General features: G+C 61.6%; 17 protein-coding genes and 1 tRNA gene. 12 read left to right on the top strand and 6 right to left on the bottom strand.

All coding sequences use genetic code 11. The features are described 5' to 3' along the window. Positions 1 to 45: 45 nt before the first annotated feature. Both DUT91_RS05120 and DUT91_RS05115 read right to left on the bottom strand, forming a co-directional pair. Entirely contained in the window at positions 46 to 10473 is a 10428-nt protein-coding gene (locus DUT91_RS05120) for an autotransporter-associated beta strand repeat-containing protein (RefSeq protein WP_114439286.1), read from the bottom strand. Positions 10474 to 11126: 653 nt separating this feature from the next. Beyond that, positions 11127 to 11612 (bottom strand): RidA family protein, encoded by a 486-nt coding sequence (locus DUT91_RS05115; RefSeq protein WP_114439285.1) that lies wholly within the window; start codon positions 11610 to 11612, stop codon positions 11127 to 11129. A 142-nt stretch (positions 11613 to 11754) separates the two neighbouring features. Here DUT91_RS05115 and DUT91_RS05110 point away from each other — a divergent pair, with 142 nt between their 5' ends. Then, positions 11755 to 12723: a helix-turn-helix transcriptional regulator gene (locus tag DUT91_RS05110; RefSeq protein ID WP_114439284.1), complete on the top strand. Its 969-nt coding sequence runs from the start codon at positions 11755 to 11757 to the stop codon at positions 12721 to 12723. A gap of 187 nt (positions 12724 to 12910) precedes the next feature. Here DUT91_RS05110 and DUT91_RS05105 read toward each other — a convergent pair whose 3' ends face one another. Continuing rightward, a complete protein-coding gene (locus DUT91_RS05105) occupies positions 12911 to 13375 on the bottom strand; it encodes a MarR family winged helix-turn-helix transcriptional regulator (RefSeq protein WP_114439647.1) in 465 nt (154 codons plus the stop codon). Between the two features lie 83 nt (positions 13376 to 13458). On the opposite strand from DUT91_RS05105, the gene DUT91_RS05100 reads away from it, so the two are divergent. From DUT91_RS05100 to DUT91_RS25480, 4 genes are all read left to right on the top strand, one after another. After that, a complete protein-coding gene (locus tag DUT91_RS05100; protein ID WP_114439646.1) occupies positions 13459 to 13869 on the top strand; it encodes a DoxX family protein in 411 nt (136 codons plus the stop codon). Positions 13870 to 13891: 22 nt separating this feature from the next. Further along, positions 13892 to 14575, top strand: coding sequence for a glutathione S-transferase family protein (locus tag DUT91_RS05095; protein ID WP_114439283.1), 684 nt, complete (start codon positions 13892 to 13894; stop codon positions 14573 to 14575). Between the two features lie 235 nt (positions 14576 to 14810). Then, complete coding sequence (locus tag DUT91_RS05090; protein ID WP_114439282.1) at positions 14811 to 15467, top strand: glutathione S-transferase family protein; 657 nt, start codon at positions 14811 to 14813, stop codon at positions 15465 to 15467. A 10-nt stretch (positions 15468 to 15477) separates the two neighbouring features. Next, positions 15478 to 15858, top strand: a complete 381-nt coding sequence (locus DUT91_RS25480) for a hypothetical protein (protein ID WP_147272156.1) — start codon at positions 15478 to 15480, stop codon at positions 15856 to 15858. Between the two features lie 395 nt (positions 15859 to 16253). Here the strand turns inward: DUT91_RS25480 and DUT91_RS05080 are convergent. Next, positions 16254 to 16343 (bottom strand) — tRNA-Ser (locus tag DUT91_RS05080). Positions 16344 to 16686: 343 nt separating this feature from the next. Between DUT91_RS05080 and DUT91_RS05075 the strand changes: the two genes are divergently transcribed. The 3 genes from DUT91_RS05075 (at position 16687) to DUT91_RS05065 (ending at position 18925) form a co-directional block, all read left to right on the top strand. Beyond that, complete coding sequence (locus DUT91_RS05075; RefSeq protein WP_114439280.1) at positions 16687 to 17010, top strand: hypothetical protein; 324 nt, start codon at positions 16687 to 16689, stop codon at positions 17008 to 17010. A gap of 31 nt (positions 17011 to 17041) precedes the next feature. Beyond that, complete coding sequence (msrA, locus tag DUT91_RS05070) at positions 17042 to 17704, top strand: peptide-methionine (S)-S-oxide reductase MsrA (protein ID WP_114439279.1); 663 nt, start codon at positions 17042 to 17044, stop codon at positions 17702 to 17704. 216 nt (positions 17705 to 17920) lie between these two features. Beyond that, a complete protein-coding gene (locus DUT91_RS05065; RefSeq protein ID WP_114439278.1) occupies positions 17921 to 18925 on the top strand; it encodes a BMP family lipoprotein in 1005 nt (334 codons plus the stop codon). A 79-nt stretch (positions 18926 to 19004) separates the two neighbouring features. Here the strand turns inward: DUT91_RS05065 and DUT91_RS05060 are convergent, their stop codons facing one another. Beyond that, a complete protein-coding gene (locus DUT91_RS05060) occupies positions 19005 to 19460 on the bottom strand; it encodes a GNAT family N-acetyltransferase (RefSeq protein ID WP_114439277.1) in 456 nt (151 codons plus the stop codon). Positions 19461 to 19467: 7 nt separating this feature from the next. Next, positions 19468 to 19680: a SlyX family protein gene (locus DUT91_RS05055; protein ID WP_114439276.1), complete on the bottom strand. Its 213-nt coding sequence runs from the start codon at positions 19678 to 19680 to the stop codon at positions 19468 to 19470. A 293-nt stretch (positions 19681 to 19973) separates the two neighbouring features. Here DUT91_RS05055 and DUT91_RS05050 point away from each other — a divergent pair, with 293 nt between their 5' ends. The 4 genes from DUT91_RS05050 to DUT91_RS05035 all read left to right on the top strand — a co-directional run bounded on the left by DUT91_RS05050 (position 19974) and on the right by DUT91_RS05035 (position 24238). Continuing rightward, entirely contained in the window at positions 19974 to 21506 is a 1533-nt protein-coding gene (locus DUT91_RS05050; RefSeq protein WP_114439275.1) for an ABC transporter ATP-binding protein, read from the top strand. 67 nt (positions 21507 to 21573) lie between these two features. Next, on the top strand, positions 21574 to 22128 hold the full coding sequence (locus DUT91_RS05045; protein ID WP_114439274.1) for a cysteine hydrolase family protein: 555 nt from the start codon (positions 21574 to 21576) through the stop codon (positions 22126 to 22128). Then, positions 22125 to 23267 carry an ABC transporter permease gene (locus DUT91_RS05040; protein ID WP_114439273.1) on the top strand — a complete coding sequence of 381 codons (1143 nt, stop codon included), beginning with the start codon at positions 22125 to 22127 and terminating at the stop codon, positions 23265 to 23267. The genes DUT91_RS05045 and DUT91_RS05040 overlap by 4 nt, the downstream gene beginning before the upstream one ends. After that, positions 23267 to 24238, top strand: a complete 972-nt coding sequence (locus tag DUT91_RS05035; protein WP_114439272.1) for an ABC transporter permease — start codon at positions 23267 to 23269, stop codon at positions 24236 to 24238. The genes DUT91_RS05040 and DUT91_RS05035 overlap by 1 nt, the downstream gene beginning before the upstream one ends. The last annotated feature ends 50 nt before the right edge of the window (positions 24239 to 24288 follow it).

Here is a 24288-nt window from a genome sequence, read left to right as displayed (position 1 = left end):
GTTTTAAAGTTGCCGGCTGTTGCCTTGTTGTGGTTCAGATGATCCTCACCACTTGATTCTGAAGCCGACATTACCGGAGAGGGCATGGCTGTCTGCGAAATTGTTGAGGGATGTTTTTGCCAGGGTCTGTCCGTAGATGGAGAATTTGTCGTTGTTCCAGTTGTAGCTTCCACCGAAGCCGATGCCGCCCCACAGGGGTTCGTTTTTGGTGACGAAGGGGGTTGAGGCGACGTCGATGGTGGTTCCGTTGTCGAGGTCGTAATAGAGGTTGGCAAGACCGTATGCATGGAGGCGTCGGGTCTGGCCGGTGCTGTCCTGCCATTCGTTCTCGTAGTCGACGGCCAGGCCCATGCGGGCGAGGACGCTGTCGCCGTCCTTGAGGGTGACATCGGCGTCGAAGCCGTCGGAGAAGCCGTCGAACTCGACCCTCGACCAGGCGAGCTGGGCCTGCGGGGTGATAAACCAGTCCGGCTTGATGGGAATGCGCTTGCCGGCCTCGATGGAAAGGCCGTAGCCGAGGCCGTCATTGCCGGAGACGAGGCTCTGGTTGGCGGTGTCGGAATAAAGGTCGCTGTCATACCAGGTGAGTTTTGCCTGGCCGTCGATATAGAGCCCGTCATTGCCGTACCAGGTGAGGGTGCCGGCGATGCCATAGCCGGTACTGTCGATCTTGCCGTGGCCATGGGGCGAGGCGATGTCGGCGGCGATCGTGCCGTAATGGAGGCTGGCGCCGCCGATCAGCCTGCCGGTCTCGGTCTCGTAGAGCTGGCCGTCGACACCGGCCTCGATCTTCCAGACAGAGGCGTCGTAATCAGTGTCGCTTGTCGAGCGCTCAGGGCGGTAGCGGTGGTCGGAGGCTTCGATATTGCCCCAGACGCCGAGGCTCTGGCCGTTGGGGCTCTGCTCGGGAGCAACTTCTTCGGAGAGCCCGTCGGCGCCCTGCGCCTCGATCGTCCAGGCGCGGTTGCCGAGGCGGCTTTGCAGCGTGTCGAACTGGTTGAAGCTCTGCAGGATGCCGGCGTAGGCCTCGTAGACGGGGACACCGGCCTGGAACTGCGGATTATCTCCTTCGAGAAGGCTGGACCGCAGGTACCAGTCGCCGTCATCGGGACTGGCTATGCCGTTCTTGAAGAGCCGGTAGGCATAGGCACCGGCGACGAGCGCCTGGTCGCCCTGGAAGACATAGTCGCCGGAAAGGGTAAAGGTGCCGCTTGAGGCGCCGTCGACCTCGACGAGGCGGATGCCGTTGTTAGTCTGGGCGCCGCCGCCGCCGACATTCTCGACGGCGAGCGTGGTGGTGCCGGAGGTGGTGCCCTTGACATGCAGGCGGTCGGTTTTGGCGTCGTCGCCTTCGAGCACTGTGCCAAGCTCGATCGTACCGTTATCGCCGGCATAATTGCCATTGACGGTCAGCGTCGTGCCGGGGGTGCCGTCGCCAAGCTTCACCGTACCGGCATTGGCAAGCGCGCCGACGCTCTGGTCATGGCCGCGCAAGTCGAGCGCGGCGCCGGTATCGACGGTGAAGGCCGAGGCAGCGCTGAAGGCATTTGCAGCGCCCGCCGCAAGCGTGCCGGCCTTGACGAAGGTGGCGCCGCTATAGGTGGTGGCGGCGGAGAGGATCAGGCTGGCGGCGCCCGTCTTGGTGAGCGAGCCTGCGCCGGACACGCGGCCGGCGATCGTCAGATCGGCATCGGTGTCGAAGGTGCCGCCATTGGCGTGGAGCGCCACGTTGCGGGCAAGGCTCATCGCGGCAGTGTTCTCGAGCGTGCCGCCGTCGAGTTCCAGGAGGGTTCCTGCCGCGCCGAGGTTCTCGTCGTTTGCGACCTGCAGCGTGCCGGCATCGATCAGGGTGCCGCCGGTGTAGGTATTGGCGCCGGTGAGGATGAGCGTGCCGAGACCGGTCTTGGCCAGTTGCCCGGCGCCGGTGAGTTCGGAAGCGATGGTGGTGCTCATGCCGGCGCTGTCGGAGGTGTTGTCGCCGACATTGATGGGGGTGCGCCCGGTGGTGAGCGTGATGGCGTCGCCTTCGACATGATAGCCGGAGACGAAGAACTGCATGCCGGCGACGCTGATGGCGCCGAGGCTGTCGTCGACGGTGACGGTGCCGGGCGTTCCCATGAAGACGGGCACGCTGTCGTCGGTATAGCCGGAGTTGATCGTGCCGTGGATGGTCGTCCAGTTATTGCCGCCCGACGCCTGCCAGACCCCCGATCCGCCGGAGACGGTGCCGTCATCGGGCGTCCCGCCGCCGTCCCAGAAATTGAGGGTCTCGCCGGCGGTATAGGCGAGATTGACCTGGCCGTTGACCGAGGTCTGCACGAAGAAATCGCTGGAGGGCATCGTGCCGAGCGTCAGGCCGCTGCCGGTCAGCGCGCCCTTGTAGCGGATGAGGCCGTAGACGCCGGGGTCGAAGGCCTGGCCGGAGGTGTTGGCGACGTTGAGGGTGCCGTTGAGGTCGAGCGCGCCGTCGACCTTGATCGCCAGGGCGTCATGGTTGCCGGTGGCAGGGGAGAGGCCGTAATCGTAGTTGAGGCTGGCGCCGGGATCGAGGCCGAGATCGCCCTTGATGTGGAGCGTGTTGATGCCGTTCATATCGTCGAAGGCATAAAGCGTGCCGCCGCTTGCGACCATGACCTTGCCGCCGATGATGCCGCTGCCGCCGAGCGTGCCGCCGTTCGCTACCGTGGTCTGGCCTGTTGCCGCGCTCTGGTCGCCATCGATGAGCAGCATGCCGGCGGTGACCGTGGTCGCGCCTTTGTAGCTGTTGGCGGCGGACAGCGTAGTGGTACCCGGGCCCTTCTGCGTCACCGTGCCGGAGCCGGAGATCAGCCCTGCATAGGTGAAATCGTTGGAGCGGTCGAAGGTGAGCGCGGCATTGTTGACGATCGGGCCGGCGATCGAGCCGGCGGTGCCCGCCCCGCCGCTGCCGGCATTGCCGAAGGACAGTTCGCCCTGGGCGACTGTCATGGTGCCGGAGTAGTTGCCGTCGGCGGTGAGGATCAGCTTGCCCGCGCCTGTTTTGGTGAGGTCGCCTGTTGCCCCGGCGGGACCGGAAATCGCGCCGGCGAGCGTCAGGTTGGCATCGGTCTTGAAGGTGCCGCCGGAGGCATTGACGATGACCGGCCGGGCGCTCGTGGTGAAGGCCGCAGTGTTCTCGAGCGTGCCGCCATTGAAGGTGATGCCGCCGGCATCGGCACCGAGGTTCCCGTTGGAGGAGACCGAGAGCGTGCCGGCATTGATGAAGGTGCCGCCGGCATAGTGGTTGGCGCCGGTGAGCGTCAGCGTCGCCGCGCCCGTCTTGGTGAGCGCGCCGGGGCCGCCGACGATGCCGTTGAGTGTAAGGTTGGCGACCGTCTCGAAGGTGCCGCCGGTGCCATTGAGCGTCACCGGGCGGGAGGTGACGATGGCGGCGGTGTTGCGCAGTGTGGCGGGCACTACGGAGGTGCCGGCGAAGGTAAGGTCGGTGCCTGCGGCGCCGAGATTGCGGTCGTCGGAGATCTGCAGCGTGCCATCGTCGATGGTGGTGCCGCCGGAATAGGTGTTGATGCCGGAGAGCTTCAGCGTGCCGACATCTTCCTTGACGAGCCTGTCGGTGCCCTGCAGCACGGAAGCGATGGTGACGACATGCCCCTGCGAGGTGCCGGAGCGGTCGCCGACGATGATGGAGGTTTCGCCCGCCGTCGTGCCGTTGTAGCCTGTCGCATTGTCGAGCGTGATGGCCTGACCCTGGATGGTGTAGCCATCGACGGTGAACTGCATGCCGGCGACGGCGATCTGGCCGCTGCTGTTGTCGACCGTCACCGTGCCGGGATTGGCGGTGAAGATGGCGAAGGTGGGGTCGTAATGCCCCTTGAGCATGCCGTCGCTCGTGCTCCAGCTGGCCGCGCCAGGGCCGGTTTGGGCCCTTGTCCAGGTGCCGTTACCGCCCTTGATGGTGCCGTCGTTGTTCGCGCCGGTCGGGTCCCACCAGTTCCGCTCGCCGGTGCCGAGATTGATGAGATTGATGTGGTTTGCGACCACGCCCTGCTGCAGGGTGAGGTTGTAGGTGGCCAGGCTGCCGTCCGCCGTGAGCGTGCCCGTCCTGGTGCCGGTATAATGGACGATGCCGTAGACGCCGGGGCCGAAACCGGCGCCGGAGCTGTCGCTCACCTTGACTGTGCCGTTGAGATCGACGTCGCCGTTGACGTCGACCATCAGCACGTCTGGATCGAGGTCGGGGGCGTGGCCGTAATCATATTGCAGGAAGCTGCCGGCATCGACGGTGAGCTTGCCGTTGATGGTCAGCTTGTTCTGACCGTCGGCATCGTCGTCATAGGAGCGCAGCGTGCCGGCGCTCTGCACCGTCACGTTGCCGGTGATGGAGCCGCTGCCGGAAAGGATGCTGGTGGCGCCATCGACGGTTGTCTGCGAGGTGATGGAGCCGTTGACCTGCAGCGTGCCGGCATCGACACTGGTCGTGCCATAGGTGCTCGTCCCCGACAGCGTCAGCTTGCCGGTGCCCTGCTTGACGAGGCTGCCGGCGCCGGTGATGCTGCCGGCATAGATCGTGTCGGTGTTCTGGTCGAGGGTCAGCGTGGCGGCGCCGAGCGTGACCTGGCCGCCGGCGCCCTGGAGACCGGCGAGCGTCATGGAATTGCCGTCGAGATCGGCGACGCCGCCATTGACGGTGAGCATGTTCGTTGCCGCGCCGAAAGCGGTGGCGGAGCCGGCCTTGAGCGTGCCGTCCGTGACCGTCACCCCGCCCGTGAAATCGTTGTTGCCCGAAAGGGTCTGGGTGCCGGTACCGTCCATGACGAGGCCGCCCGAACCGGTGACCTGGCCGGCATAGCTGGAGGTGCCGTTTTGGGCGAGCGTCAGCGTGGCGGCATTGAGCATGACCGTGCCGCCGGTGCCGGAAAGCCCGGCGAGCGTGGTGTCGAACCCGTTGAGATCGGCGGTGCCGGCATTGACGGTGAGCACGCCCGATGCCGCGCCGAAGGCCGAGGCGGAGCCGGCCTTGACGGTGCCGGCGGCGACTGTCACCCCGCCGGAGAAGGTGTTGGCGCCGGCAAGCGTCAGCTCGCCGCTGCCGTTCATGACGATGCCGCCGGTGCCGGAGATGATCGAGTGCGAGGTGGTGGTGGTCGTCTGGTCGAGGGTAAGGATGGCCGAGCCGAGCGTGACATTGCCGCCATTACCGGTAAGGCCGGCGAGCGTCATGGAATTGTTGTTGAGATCGGCGGTGCCGGCGTTAACGGTCAGCACGCCCGAGCCGAAGGCTGTGGTGGAGCCGGCGATCACGTCGCCATTGTTGACCCGCAGGCCGCCGGAGAAGGTGTTGGCGCCGGCAAGCGTCAACGTGCCCGCACCTGACATGACCAGGCTGCCGGTGCCCGTGATCGTGCCCGAATAGCTGCTGGTGCCCGCCTGGTTGACCGTCAGCGTCGAGCCAGAGAGGGTGGTACCCAGCTTGACTTCGCCGCCGGTTCCGGCAAGGCCGGCGACCGTCATGCTGTAATTGTTGAGATCGGCGATGCCGCCATTGACGGTCAACACGCCCGATGCCGCGCCGAAGGCGCTGACGGAGCCGGCCTTCACCGTGCCGTCGTTCACCGTCAGACCGCCGGCAAAGGTGTTGGCGCCCGACAGCGTCAACTCCCCGGCGCTATTCTTCACCAGCGCGCCGGCGCCGGTCACATTGCCGGCATAGCTGCTGTTGGTCCCCTGGTTGAGCGTCAGCGTTGCCGAGCCAAGCGATACGGTGCCGCCGGTTCCGGCAAGTCCAGCCAGTGTCATTGAGTTGTTATTGAGATCGGCGGTGCCGCCATTGACGGTGAGCACGCCCGAGCCGAAGGCGGAGGTCGAGCCTGCTGTCAGCGCGCCGGCCGTCACCGTCGTCCCGCCGCTATAGCTATTGGCGCCCGACAGCGTCAGGTTGCCCGCGCCGCTCTTGGTCAGGCTGCCACCGGCGCCTGAGATGACGCCGGAATAGCTGCTGGTGCCCGCCTGGTTGAGCGTCAGCGCCGCCGAACCAAGCGCGACCGTGCCGCCGGTTCCGGCAAGGCCGGCCAGTGTCATGGAATGGCTGTTGAGATCGGCGGTGCCGCCATTGACGGTGAGCACGCCCGATGCCGCGCCGAAGGCTGTGGCGGAGCCGGCAGTCAGCGTGCCGGCATCGACCGTCGTCCCGCCGCCATAGGTGTTGGCGCCGTTCAGGGTCAGATTGCCGGCGCCTGTCTTCGTCAGCGCGCCTGCGCCGTCGACGATGCCCGACAGCGTCAGGTCGACATCGGTCTCAAACGTGCCGCCGCCCGCCTCGAGCGTCACCGGACGCGTCGTGGAAAACGCCGTTGTCGTGTTCTGCAGCGTGCCGCCGTCGAAGGTGATGCGCGTTCCCGCCTGGCCGAGATTGCCGTCGGCCGAGATCGAAAGCGTACCGTCCTCGATGCGTGTGCCGCCGGTGTAATTGTTGCCCGCATTGGTCAGCACCAGCGTGCCGGCATCCGTCTTCACAAGCTCGGCCGTGCCCGTGAGCCCGGCATTGATGGTTGTCGTATAGGGGACGCTGTTCTTGTCGCCGACCGCGATCTCGACCTGGCCGCCGGTCGCGGGGGTGAGCGTGATCATGTCGCCCGGCGTCAGACCGTCGAGAATGTAGCCGTCGGCCATGAACTGCATGCCGGAGACGACGATCGCACCCTGGCTGTTGTCCACCTGCACCGTGCCGGCTGTGCCCCCGAAGATGGCGGGGCCGCCCTTGAAGGGGCCGTTGGTCACGCCGGTGGCCTCCAGCCAGTTCTGGTTCGCGCCGAACGCATCGCCCTGCCACACGCCGTCGCCGCCGTCGATCAGGCCGTTACCGGCATTTCCGGCACCGTCCCAGAAGCTGAAGGCGCCAAGCCCGTTGGTGTTGACAAGGTTGACGCGGTTTGCCATCGCCGTCTGCACATAGAGGCCGGCGGGGATCGTGCCCGCAACCAGATTGCCGCTCTTCGTGCCGGTATATTCGATCAGGCCATAGACGCCGCCGGGATCGAAGCCGCTGCCCGAGACATTGAGCGTAGCGCCGCCGAGATCGACATTGCCGACGACATCGACCAGCAGGCCGTCGGGATCCGCATTGGGCGTGGTGCCGAAGGCGTAATCAAGGTTGGCTCCCGATGCCAGTGTCAGGTTGCCGTTGATGTTGAGCGCGATGCCCCCCGTGGCGTCGTTGCGCGACAAAAGCGTGCCGCCGGAGGCCACGGACACCGACCCGCCGAGCGTGCCCGCGCCCGAAAGCGTCGCGCCGCTCGCAACCGTCGCCGCCCCCGTCGCCGCCGACTGGTTGCCATTGACCACAAGCGTGCCGCCCGAAACCGTCGTCGTCCCCGTATAGCTGTTGTTGCCCGAAAGCGTCAGCGTGCCGGCATTCGCCTTGGTAAGGCCGCCGGTGCCCGAGATCACGCCGCCAAAGCTCGAGCTCGTCCCTGTCGCCTGGTCGACCGTCAGCCTCCCCGCGCCGAGCCTGATGCTGGCCGTGCCCGCCGTGCCCGGGCTGGCAAGCCCCGAAACCGTCTGGTCGAAACCGGCCAGATCCGCCGTCGCACCGTCGGCGACCGTCAAAAGCCCCGAGCTGAACGCACCGGCAGCCCCCGCCGCAGCCGTCCCGCCATTGACCGTCAGCCCGCCCGAAAACGTGTTCGCACCGGAAAGCGTCAGCGTCCCCGCGCCCACCTTCGTCAGCGTCCCCGCGCCGGAAACCACGTTCCCCGCCGCCGTCGCCACATCAAACCCGGCCGTGTCAACAACCATCCCACCAGACGCTATCTCAAATTGCGAACCAGTGAACCCGGAAATGAAATTGGTATTGCTGGCGAGTGCACGCAATACACCACCGTCGAACTTCACTTGCGCTGTCGTGCCTGCCCCGCGCAACAATACGGTTGTCTCGAGCACACCAGCGCCATTGGCGCCGCCGTTGACATTGAGCGTGCCGCTGGAACCAGCTTCGGTCGCAACACTCGTGCCACTGGTCGCCGTAACCGTACCGGCGTTCTCGATATTGAGCGTACCGGTGCCGAGACGGCCGACATAAAGCCGTTCATTGTTGGTGAGTTGCGAGCCGGTTCCCGTGACGGTCGCGGTGCCGACGGACCCCGTTACGTTGCCGATGATCGCGCCATACGCAGCGCTGTTAACGGTGAGCGTACCACCGCTTTCTATACGGAGAACGCCTTGCGTATTGGCCACCTCGCCGACGGTGAAATAATCGCCTGTTGTAACAGCGCCATTGTTGGAAATTGTCAACGTGCCATTGCCAGGATTGGTCGCGCTGCCCGAAGCGCCGACCCATAGAGTTCCGGCAACATTCCATTGCGAGCCGGGACCATCGATGGTTACGCTGCCCGTGCCCCCCTTTCCGGTGGATCCAGGGCCGCCGATCCTCCCAACGCCCGCCGTCAGGGTGCCACCACTCTGGACGGTTACAGAATTCGTCGAGGTGCCATTGGCGATGTTGCCCACCACGAGAGCGCCGCCTACCGTCACCTCGCCCTGGTTATCGATCGTTAGATCACCCTTGGCCGCGGCTCCATTGTAGCCGGCATAGAGCGCGCCCGTTATGCCCCACAGCGAGCCTGCCCCTGAGACGAGGACGGTTCCGGATCCCCCGCCGCCAAAAGCCGTATTCGCCTGATTGCCGCCGAGAAAGGCGTCTCCGGTCGATGTCACCATGCCGCCGCTCAATATATTCAGCGTCCCGGCCGCGCGATCGCCAACGGAGGTATAACCGCTGGTCACGACCATCTCGCCATTGTTCTGAACGGTCAGAGTGCCCTTGCCGGCGTTGCCGATGCCGACATTGGACGCGCTGGTCCATTTCGAGCCGGTGCCGTCGATCGTCACGGTTCCCTCGCCCGAGGGGAAGTTGCCGATCGTTGTGACGCCCGCCGTATTGAGCTTGCCAGCGGTTTTGATATCGACAGAGCCGATACCATAATTGCCGACGACGGCGCCTGAGGTCTTCGTCGTGACGGTGGCGTTATTGGAAATCGTCAGCGATCCGTTCGATTTCGGGGTCGTCGCCCCGGAACTGTTCACGCTGATGTTGAGGCCCGCCATTTCCCATGACGAGCCGTTGCCGTCAACCTTCACCGTTCCGGTAGAGCCTGCGCTCGCGGCGATCGTTGCATCTCCGGCCGTCGTCAGCTTGCCGCCACCGGTGATGTTGAGCGTGCCCTTGCCGGAGGCAGAAGAACCCACCATGGTGTATCCGCCGTTGGTGGTGGTGACGGAGGTGCCGGCGCCATCGATATTCAGCGTGCCGTCGCCGGAATTGCCGACGATGAGCGCGATGTTGTTGTTGATCGTCCAGGTCGAGCCGCCCCTTATCGTGGCGACGCCCGTCGACCCCGCAACTTCCGCGATGCGCACATAGCTGCTGTTGGTTATCGTGCTGCCGTTCTCGACCACCAGATTGCCCGAGGCACCGGCAGCGTTTCCGACGAAAACTTTGCCGGGCGTGATAGAGGCGGCATTGAGGGTGAGGGTGCCGCCATTGACGGTCGTGTCGCCTGTAAAGGTGCTGGCACCGGTCAGCGTCAGCGTGCCTGCGCCGGTCTTCGTCAGCCCGCCAGTACCGCTGAAAGGGGAGGCGGTAGAGACATTAAAGCCGTTGCTGTCGATGGTCAGCCCGCCTGACTGAAGATTGAGCTCACCGCTTCTGAAGCCGCTGATGAAGTTCGTGTTGTTGGCATGCGCCTTCAGAATGCCGCCATTGAAATTGGCCTGAACGCCGTTGGCAACCGTGGACCCACCGCGCTTGAGCGCTGTGGTTTCCAGCGTTCCACCACCCGATATATTCAGCGTACCTTTGCCGGCTGTCGCCCGGCCAAGCATCGTGTCCTGTATGACGACGACAGAACCGCCGCTGGTGATGTCCAGTGTGCCTGTTCCAACGGCGCCTATCACGAAAGACTCGTCCGAGCCTGTAAAATTGACGGTCCATGTGGAACCTGTCCCCGTCACCGTCGCAGCACCGGCGGAGCCGGCAAGATCGCCGATGCGGGCAATGCTGCTCGACGTCAACGTGCCGCCGCCCTCAATCCTCAGGCTGACGCCGGTACCGGTGCGCGGGACCATCGTAGCGCCCGCTAAGGCACCGGGGGTGGCAATAATGACCGGATTTCTGGTGCTGTTATCGATATAGGCTGCCATAGAGCTGTTTGGCGCGCCATTGCTCCAATTATTTGGGTTGAACCAGTTACTGTCCTGACTGCCATTCCAGTTCGTTGTCTGCGCTGCAGCCGGTTTCGACGCCACGAACATCAGCGCCTGGACAAGCGCGATCGCTGATGTCGTTGCCAGTGCCGCACGGAAAAAGCGCGAGAGCGTGTTCCGCCTCAGGCCATAAATCTGGTCTTGCTTATTCGGCTGCCGTGAGCCGGCCTTGAAAGAAAGCAAATCGACATCAGCCACATTGCTGATCGGAGCTCTAAGGATTTGCCGCATCATTCCCTCTTCAGTGCTTCTTCGCAACTCAACGACACTTTATTTGCTTCCACCAAATTATTGGTCGAATCATAAAGAGAACATTTATCTCGAAATGGCTATAATTTAATTCAATCTTATACAATATTATCTCTATAAAAATTTATTGTTAACTTGAATTTTTTTGGCAATATACTGAATATATGCGTAATTTCCGATTGCAGTGCTTACTTGAAAGAACGGAAAGTAGATGCAGTCTTCTGTCTGAAGACAATGATGTCGCTTGGCATATATGGTAGGAATGCGGTGGTTTCGGTTGCTTTAAGAGCTGGTTTGCCCCGATGTTCTTTGCCTCCAGAAAGTCGATAAGAATTAGTGACCTATCGAGACGACTAGGTGCTTCTGTGAGCTCTCCCGGAGCAAGTTGCGGTTCTCTGCCCGCCGCTCAGGGCGTTCTCCGGGATGACAATCGGCCGATCTTATCGTATCGGCCTCCCGAACCTGTGGAGGGACCGTTATAGGTGCAAGCGTCGGGCGGCTCTCGAGCAGTTCTGGGTGTGTCAGGTTCGCTACAGAGGCGTCTTGGTCGTGACTCGTGGTGCTGGCTCATCCGCACCACCAAAGGCGCGGATGATGTTACCTATAAGCGGGCATCTGCAGCCCGTCAGTTGATTCCGTCAGTCGAGAACGACTACGGCCTCGACCTCGAAGAGCATCGGGTCAATGGCAAGCTTGGGAACCGGAACCAGGGTTTGCGCTGGCAGGGTCTCGCCGAACACTTTGACCACGTTCCTGGTCAGGACTTCCAGCTTGGACATGTCGTGATCGACAACGAAGACCGTCAGCTTGGCCACCTGATCGGGTCTCGCGCCGATCCCCGTGAGCGCGGTGGTCAAGTTGGCGTAGGCTTGCTTGACCTGTGCCGCAAAATCTGGCGACAGGCTTCCCGTGGCGTCCTGGCCACCCTGTCCGGAGATGTAGGCTATCCGGGCATTGGGTGGCGTAATCACCGCCGTGCTGTAACCGTTCGGCGTCGGATCGTAGAGGTTCTGCGGATTGACGATGGTCAGCTTGCGATCGCTCTCGCTGGCCGTAGCCGGTGTAAGTCCCGTGGTCATGATGAATAGTACTCCAATAAGTAGATGTTTGATGGCGCGTGACATGGTTTCTCGAGCTCGCAGGTTATGTCTCGGTTCAAGTACCCGGCCTTGAAGTCAGGTCGGCGTGTTGCCTGTCCTGGCTAACGCCGGGACATTAGGCGACCATACCTGTCAATTCGTGTCAGGTTGGATTATATATCTTCAGATGCGTGCAAGCCGCCTGCTGTCCATTCTGACGACCCTGCAAGCGAAGGGACACGTCACCGCCCAGGCACTCGCCGACGAGTGCGAGGTTTCGCTGCGTACAATCTACCGAGATGTAGATGCGCTCAGCGCTGCCGGCATTCCGATCTACAGCGAGCGGGGCAGTAGCGGCGGCTACCGGCTGCTCGACGGCTACCGGGTCCGCCTGAATGGCTTGTCCTCGACGGAGGCCGAGGCGCTGTTCCTGGCTGGGCTCACACGCCAGGCGGCCGAGCTGGGACTGGGCCCTGTTGCGGCCAGCGCACGAAAGAAGCTCCTGGCTGCATTGCCGGAGAATATGCGGTCAGGCGCGATGAGGGCGCGCTTCCACCTTGATGCGCCGGCGTGGTTCGCCGAGGGAGAAACCCTGGCTCACCTGCCGCTTATTGCCGATGCGGTGTGGAACGAGCGCCCGATACGCATGCTCTATCAGAGCCGGGAAGCAGAGAAGCAACGCAGGGTCGAGCCGCTTGGAATCGTCCTGAAAGGGGGAGCCTGGTATCTGGTTGCTCAAGCCGATGGCAGCACGCGCACCTACCGTATTTCTCGGATTCGGGAGATCGATGTACTCGATGAACGCTTTGACTATCCAAAAGCATTCGACCTCGAAGCATACTGGACCGAGAGCACCCGACGCTATGAGGCGGGGCTTCATCCAAACCAGGCCGAAATTCGCCTCTCGCCTTGGGCTATCGAAGTGATGGACGAATTTCTGCCCCCTTACGTCCGCACGGGAGCTGTGATTTCCAAGGAGGCTGACGAGCAGGGCTGGCGGCGGGTCACCCTGTCGGTCGGTTCTGTCGCGCATGCAGCAATGGAGATCCTGCGCTTTGGTGGCCACGCCGAAGTCGTCGGACCGCCGGAGCTTCGCGCCAAAATGGCGGAAATCATTGGCTCTTTGGCAAAAGTCTACGCTGGTGATCGGGAGTAGGAGCAAACTAGGCGAAAGTCTGTTTACGGGACCGCGATCCAGAGATCGCTGACGGCCGAAACTGAGGTCGGTTGCCGTCGCCCGAGGATGTGCACACAATGTCCCGCGTGATAAATGCCGCAACGGGTGGACGGGCAACGGTTCGGGTTCGGATTGCTCGGGACTGGAACCTGTGACGTTTGAAGTCCTAGGATTTGAGCGATAGCAGGGCCAAAAGCTCGGTTAGTTGATCGGCCTTGGCATCGTCCAGCTTGTCGCCTAGATGACGTTGCAGCGCCGCCGCATAAATGTTCCACATGCGCGTCTGCATGGCCCGACCGGTGTGCGTGATGATGACCCAACGGCCCCGGCCATCCTCCGCGAACACCTCGCGTTTGACCAGGCCGGCCTTGTCCATCCGGTCGAGAAGACGAGACAAATTGTGCTGCGCCAGGAGTATGCGCTGCTCTATCTCGTAGGGCCGTAATCTGCTGTCTCCGGCACGCGACAACTCCAGCAGCACGTCATACCAGCCAAGTGGCGGAAGACCGGACGCCTTCAAATCCTGCTCGATCGCGCCAAGCAAAAGCCGCTGGGTTCGCATGAGGCGCACCCAGGCCCGCGTTATGGCGGGGGAGGGCTGCGACGTTCGGGTTTCTGAACAATCGGACATAGATGCAGTTACATCTAGATTGACCTGCAAGGCAAGTCTCCATATAGATGCAGGTGCATCTATATCAAACGGAGACCCTTTCCATGACCCAGGAGCGGCTAACAGACTACGGAGTGACGCTGCTGCGCGTCAGCCTCGGCGTGATGTATCTCGCCCATTCCATCGTCCTCAAACTGTTCACCTTCGGCCTTGCCGGCACGGCGGGCTATTTTGTGTCCATCGGCCTGCCCGGATGGTTGGCCTATATTACCTTTGCAGCCGAAGCCGTGGGCGGCGCGATGCTGGTTCTCGGCATCTATGCCCGTTGGGTGGCCGTGGCGCTGATCCCGGCGCTTCTCGGCGCGATCATCTGGGCGCATGGCGGCAATGGATGGGTGTTCAACGCAACGGGCGGCGGCTGGGAATATCCGCTCTACCTCATCGTCCTGTCGGTCGCGCAATTTCTGTTTGGCGACGGCCGCTATGCGCTCCGTCCTTCCCCCGCCCTGCACTGATTCGCCCCAAGGAGATTTCATCATGTCCGACGCAAAGCTGACCCTCATCAGCCACCATCTTTGCCCCTACGTCCAACGGGCTGCTATCGCCCTGGCCGAAAAGGGCGTCTCGTTCGAACGCCGTTATGTCGATCTGGCTGCAAAACCTGACTGGTTCCTCGCCATTTCCCCGCTCGGCAAGGTTCCGCTGCTGATCGTCAAACAGGACGACGGCACGGAAGCCGTGTTGTTCGAAAGCGCTGTTATCTGCGAATATATCGAAGAAACGCAACCCGGCACTCCCCTTCATCCCGCCGATCCGCTAACGCGGGCGCAGCATCGTGGCTGGATCGAGTTCGGTTCCTCCATCCTTTCGGACCTGTGGGGATTCGAGACAGCCAAAGACATCGATACCTATGAGGCCAAGCGCAAAGCCCTGATCGGCAAGTTCGGCCGCGTCGAGGCCCAGCTAGGTGACGGTCCATTCTTCGCCGGTGAAGCGTTCAGCTTGGTCGATGCGGTCTTCGCGCCAATTTTCCGCTATTTCGACGTCTTCGACGCCATCGCGCCGGCCCGCGTGTTCGACGGATTGCCCCGCGTGACCGCATGGCGAAACGCGCTGGCCGCGCGCCACAGCGTGCGCGAGGCCGTCACCGACGACTATGGCGACAGGCTCAAGGTATTTCTCAAGAACCATGACGCATGGCTGCTGAAAGCCGCCGCCTGACGGATTCGCGAAAAGTTCCGATTAAAACGACGGTTCTGCCCCCGGCTTTGCGACAGATATGACCGATGACGACGGTCACCTGCAAGGTCTGCGTCAGAGCCGTCACCTCCTGCCATGGAGGCCGAAATAAGTTCGTTCAACGGGCCGATGAAGTCGCCTAATTGAGTGCCATGGGGTGGTTTCCAGCCGGCCTGCTTCCAGCTACCATTCGTTAGAAGCGGAAGAGGACTGAGATATGCAGGCAGGATCGATACTCTATGGGGCAACATACAGCGTTTATGTCCGGATCGTTCGCCTGGCGCTTATGGAGAAAGGGGTTCAGTACAGCCTCGTTCCAGTAGATGTCTTCGCTCCAGGCGGACCGCCGAAAGACCATTTAGAACGCCACCCCTTCGGCCGTATCCCGGTCTTCGTACATGCGGGGCTGACGATCTATGAGACAAGCGCAATCACACGGTACATCGACGAGGCTTTCGACGGGCCTGCGCTTCAACCCGTTGATGCGGCACAGCGAGCGCGCTGCAACCAGCTTGTCAGTATCGCCGACAACTATGCCTACCCGAACCTCGTTTGGGGGATCTACGTCGAGTTGGTCTCGAAACTCAAACGAGGGGAGCTCTCCGATCCGATCCGGGTCGCATCTGCGCTCGCACGATCGCGAACCTGCCTTCAAGCGGTGGACAGCCTTATAGGCGACAACCGGTGGCTTGCCGGTCCATCCCTGACTCTGGCTGATCTCTATGTCGCACCGATGTTCGCCTATTTCCTTCAGGCCTCGGAAGGGCAGGCACTGCTTTCTGACTACCCCCGGCTTTCGGCTTGGTGGTCGTGCATGGCCCAGCGGACCTCGATGCTGAATAGTGAAATCGAGCCGACGTCGGCTTCTAGGTAGATCAGGCAGAGTGATCGGCGACAGTTTAGGGGCGCGGAAAGCCCTCGAAGCGCAGAAGATGGGTCGGATTGCCCGCATCGCAGTGACACGTGATCGGTCAACGGGCGAGAAGGCCGCGTATGTTTTTCTTGTTCTCGCTGGTGCCGACAAAATGGAACAGGGCGACTATCGCCGAGTTAGAGCAACTATGCTGCAGACATACTGCCTCGCTGCTTTGCACGACGACCGCGACCTGAAACTCTGCGTTGGCATCGCGATGATGACCATCTCCGATACGGGCGAATCGGAGGATCTCGTAGCCTATCCGCAGCAGGAGTGGACACCGGAGTTGATCGAAAAATTGCGCGTGGATCGCGAGAATTTCGAAGTCTTGCAAAAGCCCTTGAATTGAAGACGACGACAATCCGAGCTAGCAGTTTCCCTTCCGACCCCGCGTTTGAGGGTATGAGCCGGCAGCAGCGTTGCCGCTCTGGAACGTCAACGAGCGAAGCAGCAGCGATCGCGATGAGGTGAACGGCGAAAGCCAGCTGAACTTTGACCACGATGTTCCTAACGTCTCTGGGGTCTCAGCAATACGGGAGCTTTCCGGAACTGGTTGCGGAGACCTTGACGACAGAAATGGGGTCGTTTGCGAAGAGCCGCTTCCCGCTAAGGTCGCACCAGCAAATCGGCAAATCCGTACCCCCAAAATACCCGCAAAAAGCGTGGACGGGAAAGACAACGTAGATAGCTCTGAACTGAGAAGGCCAGGGAAAATCAAGGAATTTAAGTGTGGCGAAGGCTTAATGGCGGAGAGAGCGGGATTCGAACCCGCGATACGGTTTCCCGTATACACACTTTCCAGGCGTGCGCCTTCAACCACTCGGCCACCTCTCCGTTCATCTGTTTCCTCCGCCGTGAGGCAGGGGATACGGATAAATAAATGCACCGGAGAATCGAAAGCGCTGGTTAGTCGCCTACCATCCGGTGCGGCGCGCACTATAGTCAGAATAGCCGCCGGTTCAACCGCTATTTCGCATCGAACTGAAAACAATATAATCCCGGCATAATCCCATCGCGGGGCGATTGCTTCCCGCGCCGCTAATCCCATATTCTAGGGGAGGATCGTGCCGAAAAAATGGATCGTTTTTTGGGCAATTTCGGAATAAGGAAGGCGCTCGTAGACGCGCAATGTCCGGGGAATATATCCCGGGATATCTGAGAGTGTGGAGGCTACGCCATGTTCCGTTTCATGTTTCGCGCGCTCGCTGTCGCGGCCCTGGCTCTCGCGGTTATCCTGGCGGTGCTGGATGCAGCGCGCTCCATCGGCGCGTCGCAATTCATCACCACGCCGCTTCGAGACATCTGGGCTTCCACCTCGCCGCAGACGCTTGCGGATGCGAAAGCGCTGACGACGCACTATATCAGTGCCGTGGCATGGGATCCGGTGCTGGTATGGGTGCTCGATCGGCCTAGCTGGCTGATTTTGGGCGTCCTGGCGCTACTCCTCTATGCCGTTGGTCACCGCCGCGAACGCGGGTTTGGACGTTTCGCCGCAAATTGAAGGCCCGGAAGGCCTTCTCAGGAGAAGATTGATGTCCCTGATCGATAAGCTCAGCAAGAAATTGAAGATGCCTGCGCCGGAAGAGGCGCTGCCGGGTCGGCCCGAGCCGATCTCGACCGCAGCGACGAATTTCGTAACGGGCAAGCCGCTCAAGGGCCCATGGCCGGACAATATGAGAAAGATCATGTTCGGCATGGGCTGCTTCTGGGGCGTCGAGCGCCTGTTCTGGCAGATGCCTGGCGTCTATGCGACGGCGGCCGGCTATGCCGGAGGCATCACGCCCAACCCGACCTATGAGGAGACCTGCACCGGCCGGACCGGGCATAATGAGGTAGTGCTGGTCGTCTATGATCCCGATGTCGTCAGCCTCTCCGATCTCCTGAAGACGTTCTGGGAGGAGCACGATCCGACGCAGGGCATGCGCCAGGGCAATGATATCGGCACGACCTATCGTTCCGGCATCTATACTTTCTCGTCCGCGGATCGGCGGACGGCCGAGGAGAGCCGCGACGCTTATCAAGAAGCGCTCGATGCCAAGGGGCTTGGCCAGATCACCACCGAAATTCTGGACGCACCGGAGTTCTATTACGCCGAGGATTATCACCAGCAATATCTGGCCAAGAACCCCAACGGCTATTGCGGCCTGCGCGGCACCGGGGTCTCTTGCGTCATGCCCCGGTCGGCGACAGCCTGATCAAAAGGCGGCGACAGCCTGATCAAATCTGCGACGGCGCGATCCTGGGACCGTTAAGCCGCGGAACACGCTTGCGCCGGTCAGCCGCACCTGGTCAGATTTTTCCATCCAGTCAAGATTCCGCGTGAAATTTATTGCCCGGCGTGCCAGATTGAAGGGAAGTGTGCGGGCGGGTTCTGCGCGCTGTGTATTTGTAATCCAGAGGGTTTTCAAAAAATGAAGCAGATTGTCCTGGGCCTGATGGCCGCGACTGCGCTCTCCGTGGCCGGCCTGTCAGCCGCTTCCGCAGCCGATGAAAAGCCGGCCGTCATTTATGATCTTGGCGGCAAATTCGACAAATCGTTCAACGAAGCGGCCTATGACGGCGCCGAGAAATACAAGGCCGATACGGGCATCGCCTATCGCGAGTTTGAAATACAGAACGAGGCGCAACGCGAGCAGGCGTTGCGCAAATTCGCACAGGACGGCAATTCGCCTATCGTCATCGCGGGCTTTTCCGCGGCTGCGGCTATCGAGAAGGTCGCCGGTGAGTTCCCGGACGCCAAATTCGTCATCATCGACGCCGTGGTCGACAAGCCGAATGTCCGCTCCGTTGTCTTTAAGGACGAGGAAGGCTCCTATCTGGTCGGCCTTCTCGGCGCCATGGCTTCCAAATCAGGTACGGTCGGCTTTGTGGGCGGCATGGATGTGCCGCTGATCCGCAAATTCGCCTGCGGCTATGTCGGGGGCGTCAAGGCCACCAACAAGGATGCGAAAATCATACAGAACATGACCGGCGACACGCCTGCGGCATGGAACGATCCGGCCAAGGGCAGCGAAATCGCCAAATCGCAGATGGATCAGGGCGCTGATGTCATCTTCCACGCGGCCGGAGGCACCGGCATCGGGGTGCTCCAGGCCGTCGCCGACGCCGGCAAGCTCGGCATCGGCGTCGATTCCAACCAGAACGGCCTGCATCCGGGTCATGTGCTGACCTCGATGGTCAAGCGCGTCGACGTTGCCGTCTATAACGCCTTCAAGGACGTGGCCGATGGCAAGTTTACCGCCGGTACGCAGATTCTCGGTCTCAAGGAAGACGGTGTCGATTATGCCGTGGACGAGAACAATGAAAAGCTGATCAGCCCCGAAATGAAAAAGGCCGCGGAGGCTGCCAAGGCAGACATCATCGCCGGCAAGATCACCGTCCATGACTACATGACGGATAATAAGTGCCCTTATTGAGCAGATGATCCTTCTTGACTCTTGATGTGAAGCCGCCGGGCATTGTCCCGGCGGTTTTGTCTGGAGCAGGGAGCCTGCCTTAACCCAAAAATTTGCTCATGATGAAGAGCTCATCTTCCCCCTGCGTTAAACTTTCGCGGTCCAGCCATCCGGAGCGCCGGTAATAATCTGGCATGGCCGTATAGAGATGGGCTCCATCAAAGCCGAAGCCATGCGCCGAGCGTTCGATGGCGGCAAGCAGTTCGCGGCCAACGCCGCGTCCGCGGAATTCCCGATGAACCAGAACGCTTGCGACCCATGGCGTCAGATGGCTATGGCTTGCCAGGTCGCAATCGATCAGCAAGACCATTCCGCAGGGAACTGTGCCCCAAAGCGCCACCAGCGCTTCCTGCTTGGCCCCGGCAATGATTTGCTGGAGGCCGGCAATCGTCTCCTCCAGACTGCGTCCGTCGTGCTTCCCCCATTCTTCATAATTCCAGCGGGCGCACAGTGCGATCAGTTCCGGATGCAGGCCCAAGGCCTCGATGTTGATCATTGCCGTCCTACCAGTGCGGCGGCTTCGTTATCGGAATGTCGGGTGCTGCCTGCTCCTCCAGGATAAGGAAGCGGTCGGTCAAAGCATCGAGTTTTTTGCGCATGGCTTCGATGGTCTTCCATTGCTCGGCGATCTGGCCGGAAAGCTCCTCGATCGTCTTCTCCTGCTCCGCGATGCGGATTTCCAGTTCAACGATGTGTTCCGCATCGGTTCCGCTCATCGGGTTCTCCTGATCCTTGTCATGCGGCGGACCTTGCCAGAGACGTGATCGTGAATCCACCGCTGAATCAGGCCTTTTGCCCTGTTTGATGTTGACATGGGCGGCATCCTCGGATGATGCGTTTATAGGCTGGCAACCGCAGGAACCCGTGAGAGCGCCGCATGTCCGAGGGGACGCGCAAAGGACGCTCCAACATTCTTGAATGCTGCATAATTTCGTAAATCGATTCCGATTCAAGAAATTATGCAGTAGGTTTGACCATCCGGAAAAGAAAATCATCAACGGATGGGGATATGGCGGAAACTGCGATCGAACTGGTCGGCATCGACAAGCGTTTCGGATTGGTCCACGCCAACCGCGATATCCATCTGCGCATCGACCGGGGCACCATTCACGGCATCATCGGTGAAAACGGCGCCGGGAAATCGACGTTGATGTCGATCCTCTACGGCTTCTATCAGGCCGATCGCGGCGAGATCCTTGTCAATGGCAAAAAGGTTTCGATCGCTGATCCCAACGCGGCCATCGCCGCTGGCATCGGCATGGTGCATCAGCATTTCATGCTGGTGGAGAATTTCACCGTTCTCGAAAATATCATGCTTGGCGTTGAAGGCGCGCCGCTGCTCTCCCGGGGCATCGCCAAAGTCCGCGCCGAACTGAAGCGACTTGAGGAGGATTACGAGCTCGACGTCGATCCCGACGCGCTGATCGAGGATCTGCCCATCGGCTTGCAGCAGCGGGTGGAAATTCTCAAGGCGCTTTATCGCGGCGCCGATATCCTCATCCTCGACGAGCCGACCGGTGTGCTGACGCCACCCGAGGCCGATCATCTCTTCCGCATCCTGAAACAGTTGAAAGAGCAGGGAAAGACGATCGTTCTCATCACCCACAAGCTGCGCGAGATCAAGGCCGTGACGGACAATGTTTCCGTCATGCGCCAGGGCGAGATTGTCGCCACCCTCAAGACGGCGGATGCGAGCGTGGAGGAATTGGCCGAGTTGATGGTCGGCAGGCACGTACTCCTGCGGGTTAATAAAGGCGAGGCTAAGCCCGGTGACGTCGAGCTCGCCGTTGAACATTTGAGCGTTCGCGACAATCGGAATTGTCTCGCCGTCGACAACGTCTCCTTCAATGTCCGCGCTGGCGAAATCGTCGGCATCGCCGGTGTGGCGGGCAACGGCCAATCGGAACTGATCGAGGCGATCACTGGCATCCGCCGCGCCGTTTCCGGCAAGGTCACGCTCGATGGACAGCCGGTAGATGTCACCGGCAAGGCCAACCCGGCGGAGCTGAGACGGCGTGGCCTCGCCCATGTTCCGGAAGACAGGCATCACATGGGGCTGGTACTTGCCTTCGAGGAAAGCGAGAATTCCATTCTGGGTTATCAGGACGACAAGCACTATCTGAAAGGACCATTCCTCGATATTGAGGCGATCCGCACGGACGCGCAAAAGAAGATCGGCCAATATGATATCCGCCCGGCCGACACCCGCCTTAAAACCGCCAATTTCTCCGGCGGCAACCAGCAGAAAATTGTACTCGCGCGTGAAATTGAACGAGACCCCTCTGTTCTGATCGTTGCCCAGCCGACGCGCGGCGTCGATGTCGGCGCCATCGAATTCATCCACCGCCGCATTATCGAGATGCGCGATGCCGGCAAGGCCGTGCTTCTCGTTTCCGTCGAGCTGGACGAGATCCGTTCGCTCTCTGACCGCATCCTGGTGATGTTCGCCGGCCGCATCGTCGGCGAATGCGGGCCGGAGGCGGGCGAAGGTGAAATCGGCCTGCTGATGGCTGGCGTGGAAAAGAAAGCAGCTGCTGAATGATCGGAGGCCTGTCACATATGACCTTCGTCGTGCGCGATCCGCGCTACGCGGCGGGGCGCGCTGCACAATGACGGCGACCCAGGCACTCATTGTCATCGATGTGCAGAATGCGATCGATGATCCGAAATGGGGTCGTCGCGGGCAGCACGGAGCAGAGGCGGCCATCGCGCGGTTGCTCGCCGCCTGGCGCGAACGTCGCCTGCCGGTGATCCATATCCGCCACGATTCCATCGATCCGGCATCGCCATACCGGCCCGGCACAAGCGGCAATGATTTCAAGGCGGAAGCCGCGCCGCAGCCGGGCGAGCCTGTTGTCGACAAGCGCACCAACAATGCCTTCATCGGCACGGATCTGACCGATGTGCTCGATGAACTGCAGATAGGCAGCCTTGTCATAACAGGTGTTCTTCTTGAAAATTCCGTCGATGCGACCGTCCGGATGGCCGCCAATCTCGGTTTCGAGGTCACCATCGCCGGAGATGCGGTGGCCAGCATCGACCGCAAGGACCATAGCGGCAGGGTTTGGACCGCCGAGGAGGTCCATGCCCTCACCCTGTCCATTCTGGACGGCGAATATGCCCGCATTTCCAATTCGAAAGCCATTATCGAGGCCCTGCCATGAGCCAACCCTTCGCCAAACTTCCCGCCTGGGCGGATTACGGGCTGATACCGCTCGTCAATCTCGCCGTCGCCTTTCTGGTCGCGGGGCTGGTGGTGCTGCTCGTCGGCGAAAACCCGCTTCAGGCAGCGGCGCTGATGATCAAGGGCGCCTTCGGCTCCGGCGAGGGCATCGGCTACACGCTCTATTACGCGACGAACTTCATCTTCACCGGCCTGTGCGTGGCGGTGGCGTTTCATTGCGGCCTGTTCAATATCGGCGGCGAGGGGCAGGCCTATCTCGGCGGCCTGGGCGTGTCGCTGGTCTGCCTCTCCTTAGGCAATGTCCTGCCCTGGTGGTTGACCTTTCCGCTCGCCATTCTGGGCGCCGCACTTGCCGGCGCGCTCTGGGCGCTGATCCCGGCCTGGCTGCAGGCGCGGCGCGGCTCCCATATCGTCATCACCACCATCATGTTCAATTTCATCGCCGCCAGCCTGATGGTCTACTTGCTCGTCGGCGCCCTGAAGCCAGCCACATCACAAGCGCCGGAAACCGCTGGTTTCGGGTTGGGCGGGCAATTGCCGCAGCTCGGTTGGCTCCTGCAGCTCTTTGGCCTTCAAGTGCGTTCCGCGCCGCTCAACGTCTCATTCCTGCTGGCGCTCGCATCGGCCTTCCTCGTCTGGGTGCTGATCTGGCGCACGAAGCTGGGCTATGAGATCCGCACCATGGGTTTCAGCCCGCGCGCCGCCGATTATGCCGGCATCAGCCAGACGAAGATCATCGTCATCACCATGATGATCTCCGGCGCATTGGCCGGCATGATGGCGTTGAATCCGATCATGGGCGCACAGCATCGCATGCAGCTTGATTTCGTCTCCGGCGCCGGCTTCGTCGGTATCGCCGTGGCGCTGATGGGCCGCTCGCATCCGGTAGGCATCGTGCTGGCGGCGATCCTTTTTGGCATGCTCTATCAGGGTGGGGCTGAAATCGCCTTCGACATGCCCAACATCTCGCGCGACATGATCGTCATCATCCAGGGGCTGGTGATCCTGTTCGCCGGCGCACTTGAACACATGTTCCGTCCGGCCATCCAGAGATTGTTCGGGCGCATCGCCGGTTCCGATCTGCGCGCCGCGCCTATCGCCACGGGGGAGAGCCACTGATGGATAGTTACGTCACCGTTCTCCAGCTTCTGGATTCCACTATCCGCCTCTCCGTACCGCTTCTCTTCGCATGTCTCGCCGGGCTCTATTCCGAGCGCGCCGGCATTTTCGATATCGGTTTGGAGGGCAAGATGCTGGCCGGCGCCTTCGCAGCCGGCACCGCCGCTTACCTTACGGGTTCGGCCATGGTGGGGCTTCTCGCGGCCGTTCTGGTTTCGGTGCTGCTGGGACTGGTGCATGGCTTCGCCTCCATCACCCATCGCGGCAACCAGATCGTCTCCGGCGTCGCCATTAATTTCATCGCCGCCGGCACCACCGTCATTCTCGGTCAGGCCTGGTTCAGCCAGGGCGGCCGCACGCCGTCGCTTCCGTCCAGCGCGCGGTTCGGCACACTGCAATTGCCGGGGGCGGAAGCATTGAAGGATGTGCCTGTCATCGGGCATCTCTATTCCGAGCTGATCTCCGGCCATTCTGTGCTGGTCTATCTGGCTTTCCTCATGGTGCCTTTCACCTGGTGGGTGCTCCAGCGCACGCGCTTCGGACTGAGGCTCCGGGCCGTAGGCGAAAACCCGGCTGCCGTCGATACAGCCGGTATTTCCGTGACGTGGTTGCGCTATCGCGCGGTGATCTGCTGCGGCATCCTGTGCGGCCTGGCCGGCTCCTATCTCGCTCAGGCGCAAGGAGCGGGCTTCGTCAAGGATATGACCGCAGGCAAGGGCTACATCGCGCTTGCCGCCCTCATCTTCGCCAAATGGCGTCCGGTGAATGCCATGTTCGCCTGCCTGCTGTTCGGCTTCCTCGACGCATTGGCGATCCGCATGCAGGGCCATCCGCTGCCGCTGATTGGTGAGGTTCCCGTGCAGTTCATGCAGGCGCTGCCCTACATGCTGACCGTCATCCTGCTCGCAGGCTTCATCGGCAAGGCCATCCCGCCCAAGGCGGGCGGCGTGCCCTATGTCAAGGAACGCTGACGGCGTCGTTTTTCCCGGTCGCATCAAAGGTCCGTAAGGGCCGCAGTACA

Source organism: Paramesorhizobium salinisoli, from assembly GCF_003335045.1.
GTDB classification, from domain to species: domain Bacteria; phylum Pseudomonadota; class Alphaproteobacteria; order Rhizobiales; family Rhizobiaceae; genus Paramesorhizobium; species Paramesorhizobium salinisoli.
Note: the sequence above shows the minus strand (reverse complement) of the source record. Positions and strands in the feature narration are given on the sequence as shown.